22 protein-coding genes and 1 tRNA gene are annotated in these 18,188 nt (G+C 63.6%); 9 read left to right on the top strand and 14 right to left on the bottom strand.

Going from position 1 to position 18,188, the window contains the following annotated elements; genetic code table 11:
- Nucleotides 1-10: 10 nt before the first annotated feature.
- Nucleotides 11-445 (bottom strand): hypothetical protein, encoded by a 435-nt coding sequence (locus AC04SF_RS13330; protein WP_488478172.1) that lies wholly within the window; start codon nt 443-445, stop codon nt 11-13.
- Between the two features lie 31 nt (nt 446-476).
- Complete coding sequence (gene ureC, locus AC04SF_RS13325) at nt 477-2,189, bottom strand: urease subunit alpha (protein WP_488478171.1); 1,713 nt, start codon at nt 2,187-2,189, stop codon at nt 477-479.
- 167 nt (nt 2,190-2,356) lie between these two features.
- Here ureC and AC04SF_RS13320 point away from each other — a divergent pair, with 167 nt between their 5' ends.
- Both AC04SF_RS13320 and AC04SF_RS13315 read left to right on the top strand, forming a co-directional pair.
- Nucleotides 2,357-2,734 carry a hypothetical protein gene (locus AC04SF_RS13320; RefSeq protein ID WP_488478170.1) on the top strand — a complete coding sequence of 126 codons (378 nt, stop codon included), beginning with the start codon at nt 2,357-2,359 and terminating at the stop codon, nt 2,732-2,734.
- 114 nt (nt 2,735-2,848) lie between these two features.
- Nucleotides 2,849-3,343, top strand: coding sequence for a hypothetical protein (locus AC04SF_RS13315; protein WP_488478169.1), 495 nt, complete (start codon nt 2,849-2,851; stop codon nt 3,341-3,343).
- A 68-nt stretch (nt 3,344-3,411) separates the two neighbouring features.
- Here the strand turns inward: AC04SF_RS13315 and AC04SF_RS13310 are convergent, their stop codons facing one another.
- From AC04SF_RS13310 to AC04SF_RS13290, 5 genes are read right to left on the bottom strand one after another with little or no spacing between them, the layout of a single operon-like run.
- A complete protein-coding gene (locus AC04SF_RS13310) occupies nt 3,412-3,717 on the bottom strand; it encodes an urease subunit beta (protein ID WP_115141435.1) in 306 nt (101 codons plus the stop codon).
- 6 nt (nt 3,718-3,723) lie between these two features.
- Nucleotides 3,724-4,311, bottom strand: a complete 588-nt coding sequence (locus AC04SF_RS13305) for a HupE/UreJ family protein (RefSeq protein WP_488478168.1) — start codon at nt 4,309-4,311, stop codon at nt 3,724-3,726.
- Between the two features lie 34 nt (nt 4,312-4,345).
- Complete coding sequence (locus tag AC04SF_RS13300) at nt 4,346-4,600, bottom strand: DUF1272 domain-containing protein (protein WP_488478167.1); 255 nt, start codon at nt 4,598-4,600, stop codon at nt 4,346-4,348.
- 10 nt (nt 4,601-4,610) lie between these two features.
- Nucleotides 4,611-4,913: an urease subunit gamma gene (locus AC04SF_RS13295; protein WP_488478166.1), complete on the bottom strand. Its 303-nt coding sequence runs from the start codon at nt 4,911-4,913 to the stop codon at nt 4,611-4,613.
- 28 nt (nt 4,914-4,941) lie between these two features.
- Complete coding sequence (locus AC04SF_RS13290; RefSeq protein ID WP_488478165.1) at nt 4,942-5,784, bottom strand: urease accessory protein UreD; 843 nt, start codon at nt 5,782-5,784, stop codon at nt 4,942-4,944.
- Between the two features lie 201 nt (nt 5,785-5,985).
- On the opposite strand from AC04SF_RS13290, the gene AC04SF_RS13285 reads away from it, so the two are divergent.
- The 3 genes from AC04SF_RS13285 to AC04SF_RS13275 all read left to right on the top strand — a co-directional run bounded on the left by AC04SF_RS13285 (nt 5,986) and on the right by AC04SF_RS13275 (nt 8,364).
- Nucleotides 5,986-6,240: an acyl carrier protein gene (locus AC04SF_RS13285; RefSeq protein WP_010912831.1), complete on the top strand. Its 255-nt coding sequence runs from the start codon at nt 5,986-5,988 to the stop codon at nt 6,238-6,240.
- Nucleotides 6,241-6,244: 4 nt separating this feature from the next.
- Nucleotides 6,245-7,453, top strand: coding sequence for a beta-ketoacyl-[acyl-carrier-protein] synthase family protein (locus tag AC04SF_RS13280; protein ID WP_202351926.1), 1,209 nt, complete (start codon nt 6,245-6,247; stop codon nt 7,451-7,453).
- Nucleotides 7,454-7,659: 206 nt separating this feature from the next.
- Nucleotides 7,660-8,364, top strand: a complete 705-nt coding sequence (locus AC04SF_RS13275) for a glutathione S-transferase family protein (RefSeq protein WP_488478164.1) — start codon at nt 7,660-7,662, stop codon at nt 8,362-8,364.
- 52 nt (nt 8,365-8,416) lie between these two features.
- Here the strand turns inward: AC04SF_RS13275 and AC04SF_RS13270 are convergent, their stop codons facing one another.
- The 4 genes from AC04SF_RS13270 to AC04SF_RS13255 all read right to left on the bottom strand — a co-directional run bounded on the left by AC04SF_RS13270 (nt 8,417) and on the right by AC04SF_RS13255 (nt 12,525).
- Nucleotides 8,417-8,725, bottom strand: coding sequence for a hypothetical protein (locus tag AC04SF_RS13270; RefSeq protein ID WP_202351924.1), 309 nt, complete (start codon nt 8,723-8,725; stop codon nt 8,417-8,419).
- A gap of 93 nt (nt 8,726-8,818) precedes the next feature.
- Entirely contained in the window at nt 8,819-9,430 is a 612-nt protein-coding gene (locus AC04SF_RS13265) for a nucleoside triphosphate hydrolase (RefSeq protein ID WP_488478163.1), read from the bottom strand.
- A gap of 96 nt (nt 9,431-9,526) precedes the next feature.
- Nucleotides 9,527-10,627 (bottom strand): hypothetical protein, encoded by a 1,101-nt coding sequence (locus AC04SF_RS13260; RefSeq protein WP_488478162.1) that lies wholly within the window; start codon nt 10,625-10,627, stop codon nt 9,527-9,529.
- Between the two features lie 83 nt (nt 10,628-10,710).
- Nucleotides 10,711-12,525, bottom strand: coding sequence for a methyl-accepting chemotaxis protein (locus AC04SF_RS13255; protein ID WP_488478161.1), 1,815 nt, complete (start codon nt 12,523-12,525; stop codon nt 10,711-10,713).
- A 218-nt stretch (nt 12,526-12,743) separates the two neighbouring features.
- Between AC04SF_RS13255 and AC04SF_RS13250 the strand changes: the two genes are divergently transcribed.
- The 3 genes from AC04SF_RS13250 (at nt 12,744) to AC04SF_RS13240 (ending at nt 15,364) form a co-directional block, all read left to right on the top strand.
- A complete protein-coding gene (locus AC04SF_RS13250; RefSeq protein ID WP_488478160.1) occupies nt 12,744-13,637 on the top strand; it encodes a D-alanyl-D-alanine carboxypeptidase family protein in 894 nt (297 codons plus the stop codon).
- Nucleotides 13,638-13,962: 325 nt separating this feature from the next.
- Nucleotides 13,963-14,886, top strand: a complete 924-nt coding sequence (locus AC04SF_RS13245; protein WP_488478159.1) for a DUF1003 domain-containing protein — start codon at nt 13,963-13,965, stop codon at nt 14,884-14,886.
- A 401-nt stretch (nt 14,887-15,287) separates the two neighbouring features.
- A tRNA-Arg gene (locus AC04SF_RS13240) sits at nt 15,288-15,364 on the top strand.
- A 66-nt stretch (nt 15,365-15,430) separates the two neighbouring features.
- Here AC04SF_RS13240 and AC04SF_RS13235 read toward each other — a convergent pair.
- The gene (locus tag AC04SF_RS13235; RefSeq protein ID WP_488478599.1) at nt 15,431-16,504 is read right to left on the bottom strand and encodes an adenylate/guanylate cyclase domain-containing protein; all 1,074 of its coding nucleotides are present in this window, start codon (nt 16,502-16,504) and stop codon (nt 15,431-15,433) included.
- A 104-nt stretch (nt 16,505-16,608) separates the two neighbouring features.
- Here AC04SF_RS13235 and AC04SF_RS13230 point away from each other — a divergent pair, with 104 nt between their 5' ends.
- On the top strand, nt 16,609-17,046 hold the full coding sequence (locus tag AC04SF_RS13230; protein WP_488478158.1) for an SRPBCC family protein: 438 nt from the start codon (nt 16,609-16,611) through the stop codon (nt 17,044-17,046).
- Between the two features lie 162 nt (nt 17,047-17,208).
- On the opposite strand, the gene AC04SF_RS13225 is transcribed toward AC04SF_RS13230, so the two are convergent.
- Nucleotides 17,209-17,805 carry a hypothetical protein gene (locus AC04SF_RS13225; RefSeq protein ID WP_488478598.1) on the bottom strand — a complete coding sequence of 199 codons (597 nt, stop codon included), beginning with the start codon at nt 17,803-17,805 and terminating at the stop codon, nt 17,209-17,211.
- 176 nt (nt 17,806-17,981) lie between these two features.
- Nucleotides 17,982-18,158, bottom strand: a complete 177-nt coding sequence (locus AC04SF_RS13220) for a hypothetical protein (RefSeq protein WP_488478621.1) — start codon at nt 18,156-18,158, stop codon at nt 17,982-17,984.
- Nucleotides 18,159-18,188: the final 30 nt, after the last annotated feature.

Here is an 18,188-nt window from a genome sequence, read left to right as displayed (position 1 = left end):
AGAAGCGGCATCAATCATACCAGAGCCATAGCTTTCGGTAACCGGCCGGAATCTCAATCTGCTCGGCGGGTAGGTGGTCTACATCTCCCTCCCAGGTTTCGTCCGGCTCAAAGCCTGATGGCAGCCAGCCAATCACATGTTCTTCGCTGGCGCGCGTTGTGATGACGACCTTGTCGGAGAACGGCCATTCTCCATTATCGCACTGCACGATTGCTATCCGGACGTCGTGAACTTCGGGCCTTTCACGTATCGATCGAAATGCGGCTAGAACCGTGTCATTGTCTGGCGCCTCCGGGCTATTGCACAGCAGTCCGGCTTCGCCTCCCGCTCCATCGAAATATTCTTCCAATGTAACAAGGGGCATCGCGAGCGGAGCAACGCCGCCATTGTATTTCTGCAGCGCGCCCATCCTTGAAATTAAGGCCAGTTTCTTTTGCTCGTCCATGATGCGTCCGGTACTTCGTGGCGCACCAACCCTAAAACAGAAAATACCGCTGCGCCATCGGTAGCACCGTCGCCGGCTCGCAGGTGAGCAATTCGCCGTCGGCGCGCACCTCGTAGGTTTCGGGGTCGACCTCGACATGCGGCGTGGCGTCGTTGAGCACCATCGAATGCTTGCCGATGCCGCCGCGGGTGTTTTCGACCGCGACGAACTGCTTGTCGACGCCAAGCCTGCCATGCAGGCCCGACTCGAATGCGGCTTTGGAAACGAAGGTTACGGACGAGTTGGTCTTGGCCTTGCCATAGGCGCCGAACATCGGCCGGTAGTGCATCGGCTGCGGCGTCGGGATCGAGGCGTTGGGGTCGCCCATCGGGGCGGCGGCGATCATGCCGCCGATCAGCACCATGTCCGGCTTGACGCCGAAGAAGGCCGGGTTCCACAGCACCAGGTCGGCGCGTTTGCCGACGGCGATCGAGCCGATGTCTTTCGACAGCCCATGCGCGATGGCCGGATTGATCGTATATTTGGCGATGTAGCGGCGGACGCGGAAATTGTCGTTGTCGCCGGTCTCCTGCGGCAGCGAACCGCGCTGGCGCTTCATCTTGTCGGCGGTCTGCCAGGTCCGGATCGCCACTTCACCAACACGGCCCATCGCCTGGCTATCCGACGAGATGATCGAGAAGGCGCCGATGTCGTGCAAGATATCCTCGGCCGCGATCGTCTCCTTGCGGATGCGGCTTTCGGCAAAGGCGATGTCTTCGGGGATCGAAGGCGACAGATGGTGGCAAACCATCAGCATGTCGAGATGCTCGGCCAGCGTGTTGACGGTGTAGGGCCGCGTCGGATTGGTCGAGGACGGGATGACATTGGGCAGGCCGCAGACCTTGATGATATCGGGCGCATGGCCGCCGCCGGCGCCTTCGGTGTGGAAGGCATGGATGGTGCGGCCGTTGATCGCCGCCACCGTGTTTTCGACGAAGCCGGATTCGTTCAGCGTATCGGTGTGGATCATCACCTGCACGTCGTACTCGTCGGCGACCGACAGGCAGCAGTCGATGGCCGCCGGCGTCGTGCCCCAATCCTCATGCAGCTTCAGCGAGCAGGCGCCGCCCAGCACCATTTCCTCCAAGGCGGCAGGCAAGGAAGCATTGCCCTTGCCCGATAGGCCGATATTCATCGGAAAGGCATCGAAGGACTGGATCATGCGGGCCATGTGCCATGGCCCCGGCGTGCAGGTGGTGGCCAGCGTGCCATGCGCCGGGCCGGTGCCGCCGCCGAGCATGGTGGTGATGCCTGACATCAGCGCTTCCTCGATCTGCTGCGGGCAGATGAAATGGATATGCGCGTCGAAGCCGCCGGCGGTCAGGATCTTGCCCTCGCCGGCGATGATTTCGGTGCCCGGGCCGATGATGATGGTGACGCCATCCTGCGTATCCGGATTGCCGGCTTTGCCGATGGCCGCGATGCGGCCATCCCTGAGGCCGATATCGGCCTTGAAGATGCCGGCGCTGGCATCGATCACCAAAGCGTTGGTGACGACGGTGTCGACCGCTCCCTGGGCGCGGGACACCTGGCTCTGGCCCATGCCGTCGCGGATCACCTTACCGCCGCCGAACTTTACCTCTTCGCCGTGGATGGTGAGGTCTTTTTCAACCTCGATGAACAGTTCGGTGTCGGCCAGCCTGACTTTGTCGCCGACGGTCGGCCCATACATCTGGGCGTAGGCGGCACGCGAGATTCTGGCCATCAGCGAATGCTCCGAAAATGCGGTTTGGTTGAAGCGAGGCTGCACATTGCCGCCATCCAATGGTCACGGAATGACCCGCTGGGCGACACCTTCTGATCCGATTTGGCGGTTGAGGTGACGAGGTCACCCCAAAACGACCGTTCGCCAAATCGATGGAAGGAAAATCCATGCGCAAAACGATAATTCTTGCAGCCGCCGCCAGCCTGATGCTGGCCGGTGCCGCCAGTGCCCAGCAGCAGCCCGCTCCGGCCACACCTGCCCCCAAGGCGACGACGCCCGCCCCCGGCGGTCAGCAGGCCGCGCCGGCGATCCAGAGCGTCAACATCGTCGACATCACCGAACTGCCGAAGGATACCCAGACGCAGGTCAATCAGGTGATCGCCCAGCGTGGCGATGCTGGCCTGCAGAAACTGCGCAGCTCCATCGACGCCACGCCCAAGGTGAAGTCCGCCCTCGAGGCCAAGGGAATGACCTCGGCGCAGGTGGTCGCGGCCAGCATGGAGCCCAATGGCGCGCTGACCTTGATCACCAAGAAGGCCAGCTGACGACCCGGCGCGGCGGGCCGGTATCCGGTCCGCCGGCCGTATCATGAGGGGAACCATGGCAGGGCTGGAGTCGTTTCGTTCCTTGAACGGCGAAACAAACTTCGGAAGCGCACGATGACCTCCACCACCTTGCTTGATGCCCGATGGCTGCATGCCGTTGCCGCGGCCACTTTCCTGGCGGCAAGCGTCCCTCAAGCCGCGCTGAACGCGCAGGGTCTTGAAAGCCCGGAGACCGTCGACCGGATCGTCGGCTCGCAAGTCAACGAGGAACAGGCCAAAACAACAGCTGAAATCGGAAAAGTCAGCTCGGCGATCGACCGCACGCGCGAAAACATCAGCACGGTGCGCAAGACCTCCAAGCTCGACAAGGTCGATATCGTGTTCCTGACCGACGCGGCACGCAGCGAAGGCGGCCCGCCGCCGGCCATCGAGAACAAGGTCCGGCAGCACAAGGAAGATGTCGCGGAACTGCGCAAGGAGATCGAGGCCAACGCCCTGCTCTACAACGCCATCGATTCGCGGCGGCTGGCTGCGCAGGACGTCCTCGCCGTCGAGTTCGACGATCCCGGAAAGATCGTCATCTATGCGGCTGCCAAGCCGTCGAACTGAGTCGAAAGCACTGCTTGCCGCAAAGCCGGTTACCATCCTTGAGCGATGCACATGAGACGCCACCGGTCTCACAGCTTGCCCATCACCTTCTGCTGGAATCCGTAGACCTCGCGCTTGCCGCCGAGCGGCACCAGTGTGACGTCGCGTTCCTGGCCCGGCTCGAAGCGCATGGCGGTGCCGGCCGCAATGTCGAGACGCATGCCGCGCGCCTGTTCGCGGTCGAACTTCAGCCCCTCATTGGTTTCGAAGAAATGGTAATGGCTGCCGACCTGGATCGGCCGGTCGCCGCTGTTGGCGACTTTCAGGGTGACGGTCGGCAGGCCCTTGTTGAGCTCGATGTCGCCTTGGACGGGGATGATTTCGCCGGGGATCATCTGATGTCACACGACGCCGAAGGCGAGGCCGACGCCGATCGCCGCGCAGGCAGCACCGGCGGCGCGGGCCAGACCCCGGAACCTCATGCCAAGGCTCAGCCCTGCGGCGATGCCGACGGCATGCAGCAGCACGGTGGCGACGGCAAAGCCGGCCATGTATTCGAGCCCGCCGGCATTTTCCGGCACTTCGGTGCCATGCGCGTGACCGTGGAACAGCGCGAACAGGCCGATAATGGCGACGCCGGCCGCGAACGGCAGATCGATCGCCAGCGCTACCAGCAAGCCGAGCGCAACGACGGAGGCCAGTATGCCCGGTTCGACGAAGGGCACCGGCACATGCGCCATGCCGAGGGCCGCGCCGCCCAACATGACGCCGACAAAGGCGGCCGGCCAGGCCCAGATCGCTCTGCCGCCCTTGAGTGCCGCCCACAGGCCAACGGCGACCATCACGGTCATATGATCAAGGCCGGACACGGGATGCATGAAGCCGGCTGTGAAGGACGAGGTCGTGCCGACGCCGACATGGGCGTAGGCAGGCATGGCCGCGGCCAGAAACAGGATGGCCGAGAGGGACAGTCGTTTGGCAGGGATCATTTCTATTTGCCTTCCGTTTCCGGTGTCACGGTGTTCACGCGGCCTTGCGCGGGCCGCAGCCCTCGGCCTTGAGGACGCGCTTGCTCGAGGCCGGATATTTTTTCAGCATCGCGGCTGGGCGGATCGGCCGGGCCGAAAAATTGCCGCCGCAATTGGGGCAGCCGCCGTCCAGCACGTTTTCCACGCAATCGGCGCAGAAGGTGCATTCGAAGGTGCAGATCAGCGCATCCGTCGCCTCCGGCGGCAGATCCTTGTCGCAGCACTCGCAGTTTGGGCGCAGCTCGAGCATTTCTGTCTCCTTACCGGATGGGCTGGTGCACAGTCACCAGCTTGGTGCCGTCGGGGAAGGTCGCTTCCACCTGCACGTCATGGATCATCTCGGCGATGCCTTCCATCACCTGCGCGCGGGTGACGACATGGGCGCCTGCCTCCATCAGTTCGGCGACCGGGCGACCGTCGCGGGCGCCTTCGACGACGAAATCGCTGATTAGCGCGATCGCTTCCGGATGGTTGAGCTTGACGCCGCGCTCCAGCCGCTTGCGTGCCACGATCGCCGCCATGGCGATCAGCAGCTTGTCTTTTTCCCTTGGCGTCAGGTTCATGCGATTTCCAAAGATGAGGCAGACAGGATCACAGTGACCATAATTTGGGCAGCCCCGCCTTTCCGTTGAGCAATCCGACGAGCGGAACCAGCCGCTGGCGCAGTTGGTAGCCGTCCTCGGCGTAAAGCCTCGCAAGAAGCTTGCCAGATGCTCTCACGCTCCAGGCGCTGGCACCGCCCTGGTCGCCAACGATCTCCCGGACCGGATCGAGCAGAGCTTCGGCCCGTGACGACACCAGCAGCAGCGTTGCCACCGCGATCGCGCCGCCGCCGGCCGCCGGACGTGCCAGGGCACCAGTGATATAGGGTCCGATGCGGAAATCCTCGGCATGGATGAGGAAACCATCCTGGCGAACACGCCAGCGGTCACGAAAAACACCTTGCGCGGCGCGTTCGCCCATGGCCAAGCGGCCGAAGACGGTGGCCTCCAGCACCAGCGCCTCGGCCCCGGCGGCAAGTTCGACATCCAATGTGCGGGCAAAGGCCGCCCGGTCGAAGACGATGGTTTCCTGCGGCAGCCAGGCGATGCGGCCGTTCTCGCCGACAGTCAGCCTGACCCGCACCTCGGCTTGGTCGGATGCGGCGCGATAGACCTTTTCGCAAGCCTGGGTCGTTATCGACACGGAGGCATTTTGGCCGACGTCCACATCCCAGGCGATGCGGTCGCCGCCGGTCAGTCCACCGGCGGTGTTGATCAGCACCGCCTCCAGCGGATCGGCTGAAACGGCCGGCAGCCTTATCTTGGCGGAGCCATCCTGATAGAGGCGCCGCAGCCGCGTGCGGCCGTCCGCGCTGGCGCAGCCCAGCTGCGCCAGACCCGCGGCACGCTGGGCCAAAGGGGCCGAAAACTTCGTATATTCGATCGTATCCACCCCGTCAGGTTAAGCACTGCGGCGGTTTTGTCGATATGAAGCTTGTTGCTTGATGGCGTTTCCGTTTCTATAGAGGGAGCCACCTCGATACGGTCAGGCGATGCTTGGCGGGGGTAGAAGGCGATGATCGCGGCCTGATATCGAGGACAGAAGGCGCTGTTCAGTTGGCGTCGGGAAACGACAAAGTGGGGAAGAGACCGAATGGCTGACCAACTGGCAACGGATATCATCGAAAAGATCAAGGCCCATGCCGAGCCGGGCGGTGAAGAAATCACCACCAGCACCGAATTGACGTCGCTGGGCATCCATTCGCTGGAGTTGACGGAGATCATTTTCGACCTCGAGGAGCAGTATGGCATCGAGATCGAGATGAACACCGTCGATGCCTGGAGCAATCTGAAGAATGTTGGCGACATGGTCGAGGCCGTTCGCGCGCTGATCGCGAAAAAAGCCTGACCGAATGCTGAAACGCGTCGTCATTACCGGCATTGGCGGGCTGTGCGGACTTGGCGTCGATGCGCCGGCCATCTGGGCCGAAATGCGGGCCGGCCGTTCGGCCATCGGCCCGATCGACAATCCCTTCCTGCATGACCTGAAGGTCAAGACCGGCTGCGAGATCAAGGCGCTGCCCGATCACGGCATCGAGCGCAAGCAACTGGTGTCGATGGACCGCTTCAGCCTGCTGGCGGTGATCGCTGCGAAGGAGGCCATGCAGCAGTCCGGCCTGGCCCCGCATGCCGACAACACCTATCGCATGGGAACCATTGTCGGCGTCGGCGTCTGCGGCTTCGAGACCGTCGAGGAGAACTATCGCGCCATCCTGGTCGAGGGCAAGAATCGCGCCGGCATCTTCACCGTGCCCAGGGTCATGCCAGGCGCTGCTGCCGGGCAGGTCAGCATGCATCTTGGCCTGCGCGGACCGGTCTTTGGCGTCACGTCGGCCTGCTCGTCGGCCAACCACGCCATCGCCACGGCGGTCGACCAGATCAGGCTCGGCCGTGCCGACGTGATGGTCGCCGGCGGCACCGATGCGCCGCTGGTCTGGGGCGTGCTCAAGGGCTGGGAGGCATTGCGCGTGCTGTCGCCCGACACCTGCCGGCCGTTCTCGGCCGACCGCCAGGGCCTGGTGCTCGGCGAAGGCGCCGGCATGGCGGTCCTGGAAAGCTACGACCACGCCATGGCGCGTGGCGCCACCATCCTCGCCGAAATCGCCGGCGCCGGCCTTTCAGCCGATGCCTCCGACATCGTCGCTCCGACCATCGAGGGGCCGGAGGCGGCGATGCGCTTCTGCTTGGCCGATGCCGGGCTCAATCCCGAGGACATCGATTATCTCAACGCGCATGGCACCGGCACCAAGGCCAACGACCAGATCGAGACCAACGCGATCAAGCGCGTCTTTGGCGAGCACGCGCGTTCGCTGTCGATCTCTTCGACCAAGTCGATGCATGCCCATTGCCTGGGCGCGTCGGGCGGGCTGGAGATGATCGCCTGCGTCATGGCGATCCGCGAGGGCGTCGTGCCGCCGACCGCGAATTACCGCGAACCCGATCCCGATTGCGATCTCGACGTGACGCCCAATGTCGCGCGCGAACGCAAGGTGCGCGCCGCGATCAGCAACGGTTTTGCTTTCGGCGGCACCAACGCGGTGCTGGCATTCAAGGCCATTTGAATCCGGGCGGTCAGTACCTGCCCCGGGCGGTTATACCTGCTCAGGCGGTCGCCCGAGGAATTAACGTCCGTCCACGATTCGGTTGACTGTTCGTGCGTGGCGAAACTGGCGCCGCTATATTGATCCTGCCTGGCCGAGCGCCTAATTCTTGGCAACCCGCCAACACCGCGCCTCTCGGCGCCAAAATCCCCGCTCAGGAGTTTTCGATGGCCGATCTGTCCGCCTTTCCGATCGCAACACGCTGGCCGGCCAAGCATCCGGACCAGATCCAGCTTTATTCATTTCCAACGCCCAACGGGGTGAAGGTCTCGATCGCCCTGGAAGAGATCGGCCTGCCCTACGAGCCGCACGCAGTCAACATCGGCAAGGACGAAAGCTGGACGCCGGAATTCCTGTCGCTCAATCCCAATGGCAAGATCCCGGCGATCATCGATCCCAACGGTCCGGGCGGCAAGCCGATCGGCCTGTTCGAATCCGGCGCCATCCTGCTCTATCTCGCCGAAAAGACCGGCCTGCTGCTGCCGGCGGACGCGGCGCGGCGCTACGAGACCATCCAATGGGTCTTCTTCCAGATGGCTTCCGTCGGGCCGATGTTCGGCCAGCTCGGCTTCTTCCACAAATTCGCCGGCCGCGAGATCGCCGACAAGCGCCCGCTGGAGCGCTACCGCGACGAATCGCGGCGGCTGCTGGGCGTGCTCGACGGCAGGCTGAAGGGCCGCAAATGGATCATGGGCAATGACTACACCATCGCCGACATCTCGCTGCTCGGCTGGGTGCGCAATTTGATCGGCTTCTATGAAGCGCGCGACCTCGTCGGCTTCGATGATTTCGCCAATGTCGCGGCATGGCTGGAGCGCGGCCTGGCGCGGCCGGCGGTGCAGAAGGGCCTGACCATTCCTGCAAGGGGCTGAAACGAGCCCTTAGGGCTATTGCCTTGCCTGGGCGGACGATGGAGGCCCTTTTCTACTTCGCCTTCGCCTTCGAACCGCCCCTGCCGATCACCGAGGCGGCCAGCGAGACGGCGCCACGCGCGGTGGCGACCACCGCGCCGGCGGCGACATTCGCCGCCGTCCGAACCGCACCGGGCTTAGCCGGCGCCGTTTTGCGCGAGCTGGCGGTCTTCGCGGCCGGGACGACCTTTCTGGGCGCGGCCTTGCCGAAAGCGCCCTTGGCGTCTTTAGAACGTTCGGCAATCGCTGGGCCAGCACCGGCCTTCGCCTGAGTTGCCTTCGCAGGCCTCGTCTTTGCGGGTTTTTTTGCCTTGGTTGCCATTGGAAAATCCCTTACGCCGGACAAACGGGTTGTCAGGCATAACGGCGTGAAACTCTTAAGGTTCCCGTCCAAAAATACCGAAAATTAAGCGTGTTAACCAATGATCAGGTCGGCTGCCCGGCGTCGGGCCAGCACGCGTTCGATGTTGGGCATGTCGTTGGAGGCGATCCAGGCGCGCGCGTCCTCGTCCGAACGGCCATGGCCGTGCCAGCGCTCCATCAAGCGGCGCTCGAGTTCATTGCGCGGCACGTCGACGAAGATCGAGAAATCGAACAGCGGCGCCAGCCGCGACCATGGCTCTTCGTCGAGCAGCAGGTAATTGCCTTCGACCAGGATGAACTTGGTCTCGGTGCCGATGATCGCCGCGGCGGCGCGCGACAGCTCCATGTTGCGGTCGAAGACCGGAATCGCGATGTCGGGCTCGCCGGCCCGGATGCGTTTCATCAGGGTTTCGAAGCCGGCAAAGTCGAAGGTTTCCGGCGCGCCCTTGCGTGCGCGCAGGCCGCGCGCGTTGAGCACGATGTCGTCATAGTGGAAGCCGTCCATCGGCACGACTTCCACCGCTCCTTCCGGCAAAAGGTCATGCAGGCCGGCCGACAATGTCGACTTTCCCGCTCCCGGCGGTCCTGCAATGGCGACGATGAAGCGCTTTGCCTTGCCGGCGCGCTTGAAGATGGTGGCGGCGAGGTGAGCAATCTCGGACATGGGGGCCTCACTTGCCTGAAGGACAGGCACTGTATTTTCGTCCTATCTTGGCGGCAGTCGATGGAAATTTCAAACCCGCGCTCGCGCAATCCCCGCTCAGGCGGCAACAGGCTGACCGATGCGCAGGAACGCGCTGTCGAACGGCACGTCCCTGGTGGACCCGCCGGCCGCGAGCCGCATCCGGCCGTCGGCCGTGGTGATCTCCTGTGGCGGTTTTCCACCGGAAAGCGGCAGGGCGCCGATGACGTGACGAAACGAGACGCTTCGACCTTCGCCAAGCGCAAAGGCGGTCGCCACGCCTTCGCGTTTCAGCCAGTTGTCGCCGATCGAGGCGGCATGGCCGACCGCGGCGCGGCCGTCCTCGATGCCGAGCACGCCGAGATGCCGGCCGCTCCACGGCGCATAGTCGCGCCCGCCATTGCTCAGCCACAGCATGGTGATCGGCAGCTCCGCCGGGTTCTTCAGCACCAGCACCAGATCGTCCTCGGCCTGGCGTGCCAGCGCCGTCCAGCCCGGTCCGCCATGGTGGGCCTCGATCAGGGTGATGAAATCCTCGCGCCGGTCCTCCATGCGGTATTGCGTCAAGTCGGCCGTACCGCCGTCGGCGGCGGGAAAATGGGCGAGGTCGGCCGAGCGCCCCGGATAGGCCAGCATGAAACGACCGCGCGCGGGATCGGGCTCCAGCGGATCGGCTAATGTCGCGGCAAAGCGCTTGCGCGAAAAGGCCAGCCTGCCGCCGCCTTTCATCACCGTCATTGGGTGGTGGGCGACGGAAATCGCGCCGGACCCGCCGGAAAACACATGTTCCTGGTAGAGGAAAGGATGGCCGTCACGCAGCGTGAAGATCTTGTCGACGCTGGCGCCCATGACCTTGTGCCGCAGCCGGAAGACCGCGCGCCAGCCGCCATCCGTGGCGGCGCTGTCGATGACATCCCAGGCGCTGTTGGCGGTCCAGCCATGCAGCGGCGCGTCCTCCACGTCGCTGCGCGAAAACGGTGCGCAGAGGAAATCGCCGGACAGCCGGACCGTGCCTTGCGGCAGGTCCTTCGGCAGTGTCTCGCCGGCGTCGACCCAGGGCGCGCGGTGCAGCGGCTTGAGCTGGCGTCCGCCGCTTTCGACGACCATGTCGGCGATGTGGCCGACGGTGAGATCGAGCGAAACCGAAATACCCTTGGCCTTGATCGTGCTGATGGTCATTGCGTGGTCACCGATTCTGAAGGCGCAAACAGAAGCCTTTCGGCGCGCATTACGCAAGCGCCGCGGCCGGCATTTCGCATCAGCTACTGCCGCTTATACTCCCGCACCGGCGATTTCGTCCCGTCGGTATAGGTGACCTGCACCGACATCGATTTCACACTGTCGGCGACCTTGAAATAGCCCTTGGCGTCGTAGGGAATGGCGTAGGGATCCTTCTTGTCGCAAGGCGGGATGTCGAGCGACTTGTCGAGCGCGGCACCGTTCAGGCTGTAATGCACCTCCTTGATGGCACAGCGATAGGACAGCATCTGCGTGAAATAGACCAGCCCGTGATTGCCGCCGGAGTCGAAGGCGATCCACGACGTCCAGAACTGGTCGAGGATCTGCTTGTCGCCTTGCTGCAGCGCGGCATCCGGGTCGAAGCTTATGTCGAACGGGCCGGTCTCCCGGCCCCTGATGTCGAGATACTTTATCGCAATCGTGGTCGCCGCCGTGCTGTCGGGCAATTCGAAGCTCGGATTGGCCATCGGCTTGCCGGTGGTCTGGTCCTTCATCGCCAGGAAGCCGGTGTCCGTGAAGGGACCGCTGGTGCCCAGACGCCAGGAGATCGCGGTCGCCGGCTCGGGCAGCGAAATGGTCATCGACCAGCCCTGGTTGGAGCGGATTGGCGTCAGCGAAGGCGCAAAGCGCGCGGGGTCGAGCACGTCGCCAAGCGCCGCCAGCCGGCTGCGGCTGCGGTCCAGCCAGTCGGCCAACTGGGTCTGGTCGACGAAATATTTGAGCAGCCCGCCATCCTTTTCATAGGACACAAACTTAGTCAGCGCCTGGGCTTCGTTGCGCTTGTCGGCCAGCGTCTGGCTGCCGAGGCGGTCTTCCGAAAACTCCTGCGCCTTGAGGAAATAGGCCGGCGCGTAGTCGGGATTGGCCGTGATGAAGGCGTTGAGCTTGTCGAGCCGCTGGGCGTCCTCGAACTGCAATATATGCACCAGCTTGATCGACAGCGCCTTGCCCTTGTCGGCCAGCTGCCCGAACACTTCGCGCGCGCCGGCCTTGCCGTCCTGCACCCGAAGCAGCGTGGCAAAGCGCGTATAGGGATCGATGGCGTCGACATCGAAGCCGGCAAAGGCGAGGTAGGAGCGCCTTGCATTGAGCATGTCGCCCGACAATTCGAAGACGCGGGCATTGTGGTAGAACTCGTCCGGCCGCATCGGCTCGGCGATCGCCCCGCCCTGCGCCGCGAGCTGGGCAAACCCCTTGGCGATGGTATCGATCGAGGCGGCGATCTGCTCGGTGGTGGCCTGCAGCTTTTCCGCCTGGGCCTGCTGCTGTTGCTGGCCGGCGGCGAGCGTCTCGGTCGTCTGCTTGACCCCCTCGACGGTCTTTTGCGTCTGCGCGCCCTGTTCCGTCTGCTGCTGCTGGGTGGAGGCGATCTGGTCGGTCTTTTGCGCGACCGTGTCGGTCGTTTTCTTGACCTCTTCGACGGTCTTTTGCGTTTGCGTCACCGTCTGCTCGATCTTGGCCACCTTCTCGGAGACGATGCCCATCGATTGCTGCAACTGCGCGATCGCCGGCACCAGGCTGGCGATGACGCCATTTTGCGAATTGGTCTCCTGCTGCACGGCATAGACGCCGCCGGCGACGGCCGCAGCACTGGTGGCGAACAACAGCGCCGGCAGCGCCTTGGCCGCCAGCACCAGCTTGAGCACAATGGCGATGGCGATGATGACCGCGGCGATTGCCGCGACCAGCGCGATATAGGCGGCGAACGGCGCCAGCGGATTGAGGACGTCGCCAACGGCGCCGCTGATGAAAGCGACGCTGCCGGCCCATTTGCCGGTGCGGCTGAGCGATGCCTTGATAAGCGAAGGCGCTACGCCCCCGGCCCCGATGTCCGTCATGCCACCCCCCCCAAGCCAACCAATGCCACGCCCCTTCCCACAGGAAGCGCGGCTTTGGCAAGGAAAGACACAGAAACAGGCGTTTTCGGGGCGGGCTGGCAAGCTTGCGAAGGCTCGACAATCCTGGGACTAACCGCCATTAACCAAATGGACGCATCAAGCGCGTTACGTTAGCTTCGCCTCATCTCAGCAACAGCATCGCCAGAACAGTCCCGCCCTTGTCCAAATTGCGTCCCTTTCCGCTCCTCCAGAGAGTTCTCGTCGCCCTTGGCCTGTTGCTGATGGTCGCCGGCTGCTCGACCACGACCCCGCCGGACCAGGTGCTGGCAGTGCCGGCACCGCCGCAGAAATATGCGGCGATCGTCGTCGACGTCAGGACCGGCAAGCAGATGTTCGAGGTCAATTCGACGGCGCAGCGCTATCCGGCCTCGCTGACCAAGATGATGACGCTCTATCTCCTGTTCGAGGCGATGGAGTCCGGCCGCGTCACCAAGGAAACGCAGATCCCGGTCTCCGACCATGCCGCCTCGCAGCCGCCGACCAAGATGCGCTTCCGGCGCGGCGAGACGATCGATGTCGATTCCGCCATCCGCGCCATCGTCGTCAAGTCAGCCAATGACGTGGCGGTGGCGGTCGGCGAGTATCTCGGCGGCTCGGAGGACCAGTTCGCCGCCATGATGACGTCCAAGGCGCGCGCGCTCGGCATGACCAGCACCACCTTCCGCAACGCGTCCGGCCTGCCCGACGACGGCCAGATGACGACGGCGCGCGACATGGCGGTGCTCGGCATGGCGCTGCGCCAGCGCTTTCCCCAGCATTTCCACTATTTCTCCGAAAGCGACTTCATGTTCCGCGGCCGGCTGGTGCGCGGCCACAACGACATGCTCGGCCGGGTGCGCGGCGTCGACGGCATCAAGACCGGCTACATCAGGGCGTCGGGCTTCAACATCGTCACCTCCTACAATGCCGATGGCCGCCAGCTGATCGTGGTGGTGATGGGCGCCGACTCAGCCCGCCAGCGCAACGACCATGTCGAAGCCCTGATCCAGCGCAGCCTGTCGCCGAGCATGGACGGCACCAAGACCAGGCTGATGTTCGCCGAACAGCAGTAGGTGAGGAGTGGTCCGCGCAGCGGACGAAAAGCCAATTGCTTGGCTTTTCGAATGACGAACGCCCTGAGCCTGCGAAGGGCTGTCCGACCCCCTGCTTCGTCATCCTCGGGTCTCCGCGACGCCGCTTCCGCTCCTCGCTCCGCCCGTGGATGACGAGGCAGAGAGGCCTCGGCCAACCCCCAAAAACCCGCAGCCGGCTATTGTTATCCTGTTGTCACGCAATCGTTGGGAAGCCATGGCATAGGCAGCGCAATCCGACAGTGGATATGCCCCGTCGCCTTGGCGTATCCTCAGATACAGCAGCGCCACAGCAGGAGCCCGCACCATGAGCACCCTTCCCAAGGCATCCGAGCAGCAGGCGGCGGACAATGAGAACGACAGCGGCGGCGAATATTTCGAGGCGCCGATCACGCCGGAGGAGCTGCACGAGGTTTCCGACGAGCATTTCGACACGCCCGAAGTGCCGGATTCCGAACCATCAGGCCCCGGTGCGTCGCGCATAAAGCCGAAGAAGAAGCCGTCGGCGATCTCGGGCCGCAAATTCCACAAGCGCGACCTGGTGCGCATCGACACGCTGCGCCCGAGCCTGGCCGACCGCATCCGCTCCGACCATCCGGACCTGCCCAGGGGCGCCCGCATCAGCCGCGAGGAGCTCGGCCGCTACCGCATGCGCTACATGGAGGAACTGCTGCAGCAGGAGCATGGCGAATTCTCCGAACTCGACCGCCAGGTGGTGGAATCGATCGCCAGGCAGGACACGATTTCCGAAAACTCGGAAGAGGAGTTCGAGGAGCACCGCACCTTCCCCGACCGCGTCTCCGACAACATGGCCGCCTTCGGCGGCAGCTGGTGGTTCCTGATCTCGTTCGCCAGCGTGCTTTTGGTCTGGATCGGCATCAACCTGTTCGAGGGTTTGAATGGCGCCTTCGACCCCTATCCCTTCATCCTGCTCAACCTCCTGCTCTCCTGCATCGCCGCCATCCAGGCGCCGATCATCATGATGAGCCAGAAGCGCCAGGAGGTGAAAGACCGCCTGCGCTCCTTCAACGAATACCGCGTCAACCTCAAGGCCGAGCTCGAAGTGCGCCATCTGCACGAAAAACTCGACTACCTCATCTCCCGCCAATGGACGCGGCTGGCGGAGATGCAGCAGATGCAGCTCGAGGCCATGCAGGAGCTGGCGGGGGCGAAGAAGGTGAAGCGGGCGGTGCGCGGGGTGCGGAGAAGGACGGTGAAGGGTGAGGCATGATCCGCGAAGCGGACGAAAAGCCAATTGCTTGGCTTTTCGAGCGACGAACGCCCTGAGCCTGCGAAGGGCTGGGTGCGATCATGAGAGCGAGCTTGCGATCGGTTGCCCGGTGACGGCAATTATGCTATAAATTCGCCCATGGTGCTGATTTGCGCCAGCGACCCGCCGCCGAGGCGGGTTTTTTGTTTCAGGCGCCATCTTCCCTCAGTCGCCCTGGCGTCTCGGAGTCGTCGAAGGGCTCGATCAAGCGACGTCCATGGCATTAGCAATCCCGAAAGCGCATTAATCCGAGTTCGCGGCCCTGCGGCCCGCCAATTGCCCGTTGAAGCCCGCGCCCGCTTCCGCTAAGAAGCCGTGACTTGCCGGTTCACCGGCTGGTTCGTTTTCCGGCTCGCCGGGAAGCACCCGTAGCTCAGCTGGATAGAGCGCTGCCCTCCGAAGGCAGAGGTCACAGGTTCGAATCCTGTCGGGTGCGCCAACTGCATCCAGATACTCCATGCGCCTTGGCTGCCGTAGCGAGCGTCGTGCCTGCTCTTCCCGGAACTCATGGCTGGATTGCATAGACGCTGCAAGGCGCGGCAATTCCATGCAGTTCATGATCCCCAAGTCGATATAGTTTTTCGGATGTCTCCCCTGCGAAGTCTCCTGATACGAGGACGTCCCGACCAAGCGACCGGCACAGTCCTTCAAGCCGGCTGACGAGGTTGACCGCCCTCCCTATCGCGGTAAAGTCCAGTCTGTCGGCGGCGCCGATATTGCCCCAGAATATCTCGCCGACATGCAGTGCGATTCCAAATGCGAGCTCGGGAGCATCTTGCTGCCGTCGCAAATCGTTCAGATGATCCATCCCTGCTTGCGCCGCCTTTACGGCGCGAACTGCGGCATTGCAGGCAGACCGGGCGTTGCGTTCGCCAATCGGGAAGATCGCGAGAACGCCATCCCCGATAAATTTCAGCACCTCGCCGCCGAAAGCGTGAACGGCGCCGGCCACGCGGTCGAACCAGGCGTCGAGCGCCTGCACCACGTCCCCGGAAGGCGACCTTTCAGATAGTGGCGTGAAGCCGCGCAGGTCCGCGTAAAGCAATGCGGCGCGAATGGTCTCGCCGTGCTCGCGGCGCGATTGGCCGCCGAGCACCTGGGCAGCGCTGCGCTTGCCGAGATAGGTTTCAAGCAGTGCGCCAAGGGTCGAACGTGCAACCAGTACGGCGAGAGGCGCTGCAGCGAAACGGGAAACATCGCTCAGCAAGGTGGCTTCCGCGTCGTCCAGCCGACGCGTCATTACCCATTCGAGCCTGGCTCCTTGCGCCGTCGGTTCAACAGCCGCCTCTGCGGGGAAACCCGACAGGCCGTCCAGCCAAACGCGGGCGACACTTTCATCGGCGCTTGCCTCCACCGAAAAGCCGAAGCCAAGTGCTTCGATGACTTGTCCCGTATCCGCGCGCCACAGCCATGTCCGGCGTGCAATGATCGGGTGTGAGGCCTCCTGGGTCAGCGCCCCGCCGAGCAATGGTAACCCGTCGGCCGTCAGCTGAGTTGCGAGGCCTGTCAGAAAAGCGTCCGCATCAACGCAGGCGGCGGCATCATCAAGAAGAAAAGCGAGTGACTTTGGCAGTTTCATCGTGGGGATCATGCTATGCTGATCAGCGCCTGTCATCAGCTTCTCAAAATCTTCGGGCAGGCGAAAGAACAACATTACATCGCATCATACGCCGGAGCCCACCGATGGCTGCAACGCTTTACACAGAGGTCGAAGTCTCCGCCCCCCAGGCAACGGTATTCGCGTTGCTGACAGATCCAGACAAGATCCTACGATGGATCGGCACGGAAGCAGCCATCGAAGCGAGCCCGGGCGGCATCTACCTCGTCAACGTCGGCGGCAAGCATGTGGCGCGCGGCGAGTTCACGGAGGTGATCCCGGTTCACCGTCTCGCCTACAGTTTCGGTTGGGATGACAACGACACCGTGCCGCCGGGATCGAGCCTCGTCGAGATTGATCTGGTGGCAAAGGACAGCGGTACACTCGTCCGCTTCACGCACAGCGGGCTGCCGAATGAAAAGGAACGCGTCAGCCATCAGAAAGGCTGGAACCATTATCTGGGACGATTGAAGGTTGTCGCGGCGGGCGGAGAAGCCGAACCCGACAGGCCGATGGAAATGTAGTCGCCTATGCCTTTGCCGGCTGGGGCGTTTCACCACTCTGACGGTTCATCTATTCGATCCGCATCGCGCAGGCTTCCTTCAGCGCCTCGTAGCAGCCGATCGCGGTGCGGTCGTTCTGGCGGAAGATGGCGGTCTGGCGGTCCTACGGTGCCATCGCCCTCCTCAAGTCGAAGGCATCCGCGGCTCCTCCACCAGGTAAAACCGATCCTTCGGCGAAAAATCCGTCACCAAAAACGAAAACGACGCGCTCTCCAGCGGGTCGACCTTGCCTTTGCTGAACAGCAGCCTGTCAGAGGGTTCGAAGTCGCGTTTGAATTCGGCGAAGCTGTCGGACTTGATCATGTTGTCCACGCGCTGTGCCTGGTCGAAGGACAGCCCGTCGCCATAGTCGCTCGGCACGTTCAGGATCGACTGCAGCTCGAAGCCGAATTCGATCCAGGCGTCGCCGCTGTTGTTGCGGGCGACGATCTTCAGCGGCAAGAAGCCGGTCGCGTAGTTGCCCGACGATCCGAACGGCTGGATCGGCCTCGCCGCACGGATGGTCAGCGTCACCGGGTCGGCGGTGTCCAGTTCCTCGGTCACCACGATCGGGTCGGCGCGGGTCCCGGTGCCCGTGGCCGAAAGGATCCGGAAGCCGCCGCGTTCGTCGGAGAAGGAGTAGGCGCCGGCTTCGAAGATTCCGTCAGCTTCGGCGCGCGGGCAGCTCGCGGCCAGCAAAGCCGCGAGTACCTGCACACAGCGCAAGCCTGGACGCGTCATGGCCCGAGTATGAACGACAATTGCCCGGCCGCATACTGGCCGGAGGCATCCTGCAATGACGATGACTTTGGCGGGCGTCGAAAGAAGACCGCCGCTTCCGCGCAACGGGTTGGCTCGGTCGTCTTGCCTCAGCCTTCCGCCAGCGCCCGCACACTCTCCCGCTCCACCAGCGGGCATTACAGCTTGGTGATCGGATAGCGTCCCCGCCCTTGCATCGCCAGCGCCTCGCGCAGGTTTGGGAACCCGCCGGTATTCGCAGCGTCGCCGGCGGCAGCCGCAATGCCAGCTATCGCTATTCGATATTGCTCGTTAGTGCTGCTCGCCGAAGGATGACAGAGATTTATGGTGTTCATGGCGGTGAGGTCTTCGGAGACACCGGCATT

This window comes from Mesorhizobium sp. CNPSo 4671 (assembly GCF_057784245.1).
The sequence above is the reverse complement of the archived record's forward strand: the minus strand, read 5'-3'. Positions and strand labels throughout refer to the sequence as shown.

Excerpts from the sequence above, each read along its gene's own strand:
- AC04SF_RS13330 (WP_488478172.1), bottom strand. The coding sequence starts at position 445 with ATGGACGAGCAAAAGAAACTGGCCTTAATTTCAAGGATGGGCGCGCTG.
- AC04SF_RS13255 (WP_488478161.1), bottom strand. The coding sequence starts at position 12,525 with ATGACGGACATCGGGGCCGGGGGCGTAGCGCCTTCGCTTATCAAGGCA.
- AC04SF_RS13275 (WP_488478164.1), top strand. The coding sequence starts at position 7,660 with ATGGCCGATCTGTCCGCCTTTCCGATCGCAACACGCTGGCCGGCCAAG.
- AC04SF_RS13305 (WP_488478168.1), bottom strand. The coding sequence starts at position 4,311 with ATGATCCCTGCCAAACGACTGTCCCTCTCGGCCATCCTGTTTCTGGCC.
- AC04SF_RS13260 (WP_488478162.1), bottom strand. The coding sequence starts at position 10,627 with ATGACCATCAGCACGATCAAGGCCAAGGGTATTTCGGTTTCGCTCGAT.
- AC04SF_RS13285 (WP_010912831.1), top strand. The coding sequence starts at position 5,986 with ATGGCTGACCAACTGGCAACGGATATCATCGAAAAGATCAAGGCCCAT.
- AC04SF_RS13235 (WP_488478599.1), bottom strand. The coding sequence starts at position 16,504 with ATGAAACTGCCAAAGTCACTCGCTTTTCTTCTTGATGATGCCGCCGCC.
- AC04SF_RS13265 (WP_488478163.1), bottom strand. The coding sequence starts at position 9,430 with ATGTCCGAGATTGCTCACCTCGCCGCCACCATCTTCAAGCGCGCCGGC.
- AC04SF_RS13230 (WP_488478158.1), top strand. The coding sequence starts at position 16,609 with ATGGCTGCAACGCTTTACACAGAGGTCGAAGTCTCCGCCCCCCAGGCA.
- AC04SF_RS13225 (WP_488478598.1), bottom strand. The coding sequence starts at position 17,805 with ATGACGCGTCCAGGCTTGCGCTGTGTGCAGGTACTCGCGGCTTTGCTG.
- AC04SF_RS13310 (WP_115141435.1), bottom strand. The coding sequence starts at position 3,717 with ATGATCCCCGGCGAAATCATCCCCGTCCAAGGCGACATCGAGCTCAAC.
- ureC (WP_488478171.1), bottom strand. The coding sequence starts at position 2,189 with ATGGCCAGAATCTCGCGTGCCGCCTACGCCCAGATGTATGGGCCGACC.
- AC04SF_RS13315 (WP_488478169.1), top strand. The coding sequence starts at position 2,849 with ATGACCTCCACCACCTTGCTTGATGCCCGATGGCTGCATGCCGTTGCC.
- AC04SF_RS13220 (WP_488478621.1), bottom strand. The coding sequence starts at position 18,158 with ATGAACACCATAAATCTCTGTCATCCTTCGGCGAGCAGCACTAACGAG.
- AC04SF_RS13280 (WP_202351926.1), top strand. The coding sequence starts at position 6,245 with ATGCTGAAACGCGTCGTCATTACCGGCATTGGCGGGCTGTGCGGACTT.
- AC04SF_RS13245 (WP_488478159.1), top strand. The coding sequence starts at position 13,963 with ATGAGCACCCTTCCCAAGGCATCCGAGCAGCAGGCGGCGGACAATGAG.
- AC04SF_RS13270 (WP_202351924.1), bottom strand. The coding sequence starts at position 8,725 with ATGGCAACCAAGGCAAAAAAACCCGCAAAGACGAGGCCTGCGAAGGCA.
- AC04SF_RS13300 (WP_488478167.1), bottom strand. The coding sequence starts at position 4,600 with ATGCTCGAGCTGCGCCCAAACTGCGAGTGCTGCGACAAGGATCTGCCG.
- AC04SF_RS13320 (WP_488478170.1), top strand. The coding sequence starts at position 2,357 with ATGCGCAAAACGATAATTCTTGCAGCCGCCGCCAGCCTGATGCTGGCC.
- AC04SF_RS13295 (WP_488478166.1), bottom strand. The coding sequence starts at position 4,913 with ATGAACCTGACGCCAAGGGAAAAAGACAAGCTGCTGATCGCCATGGCG.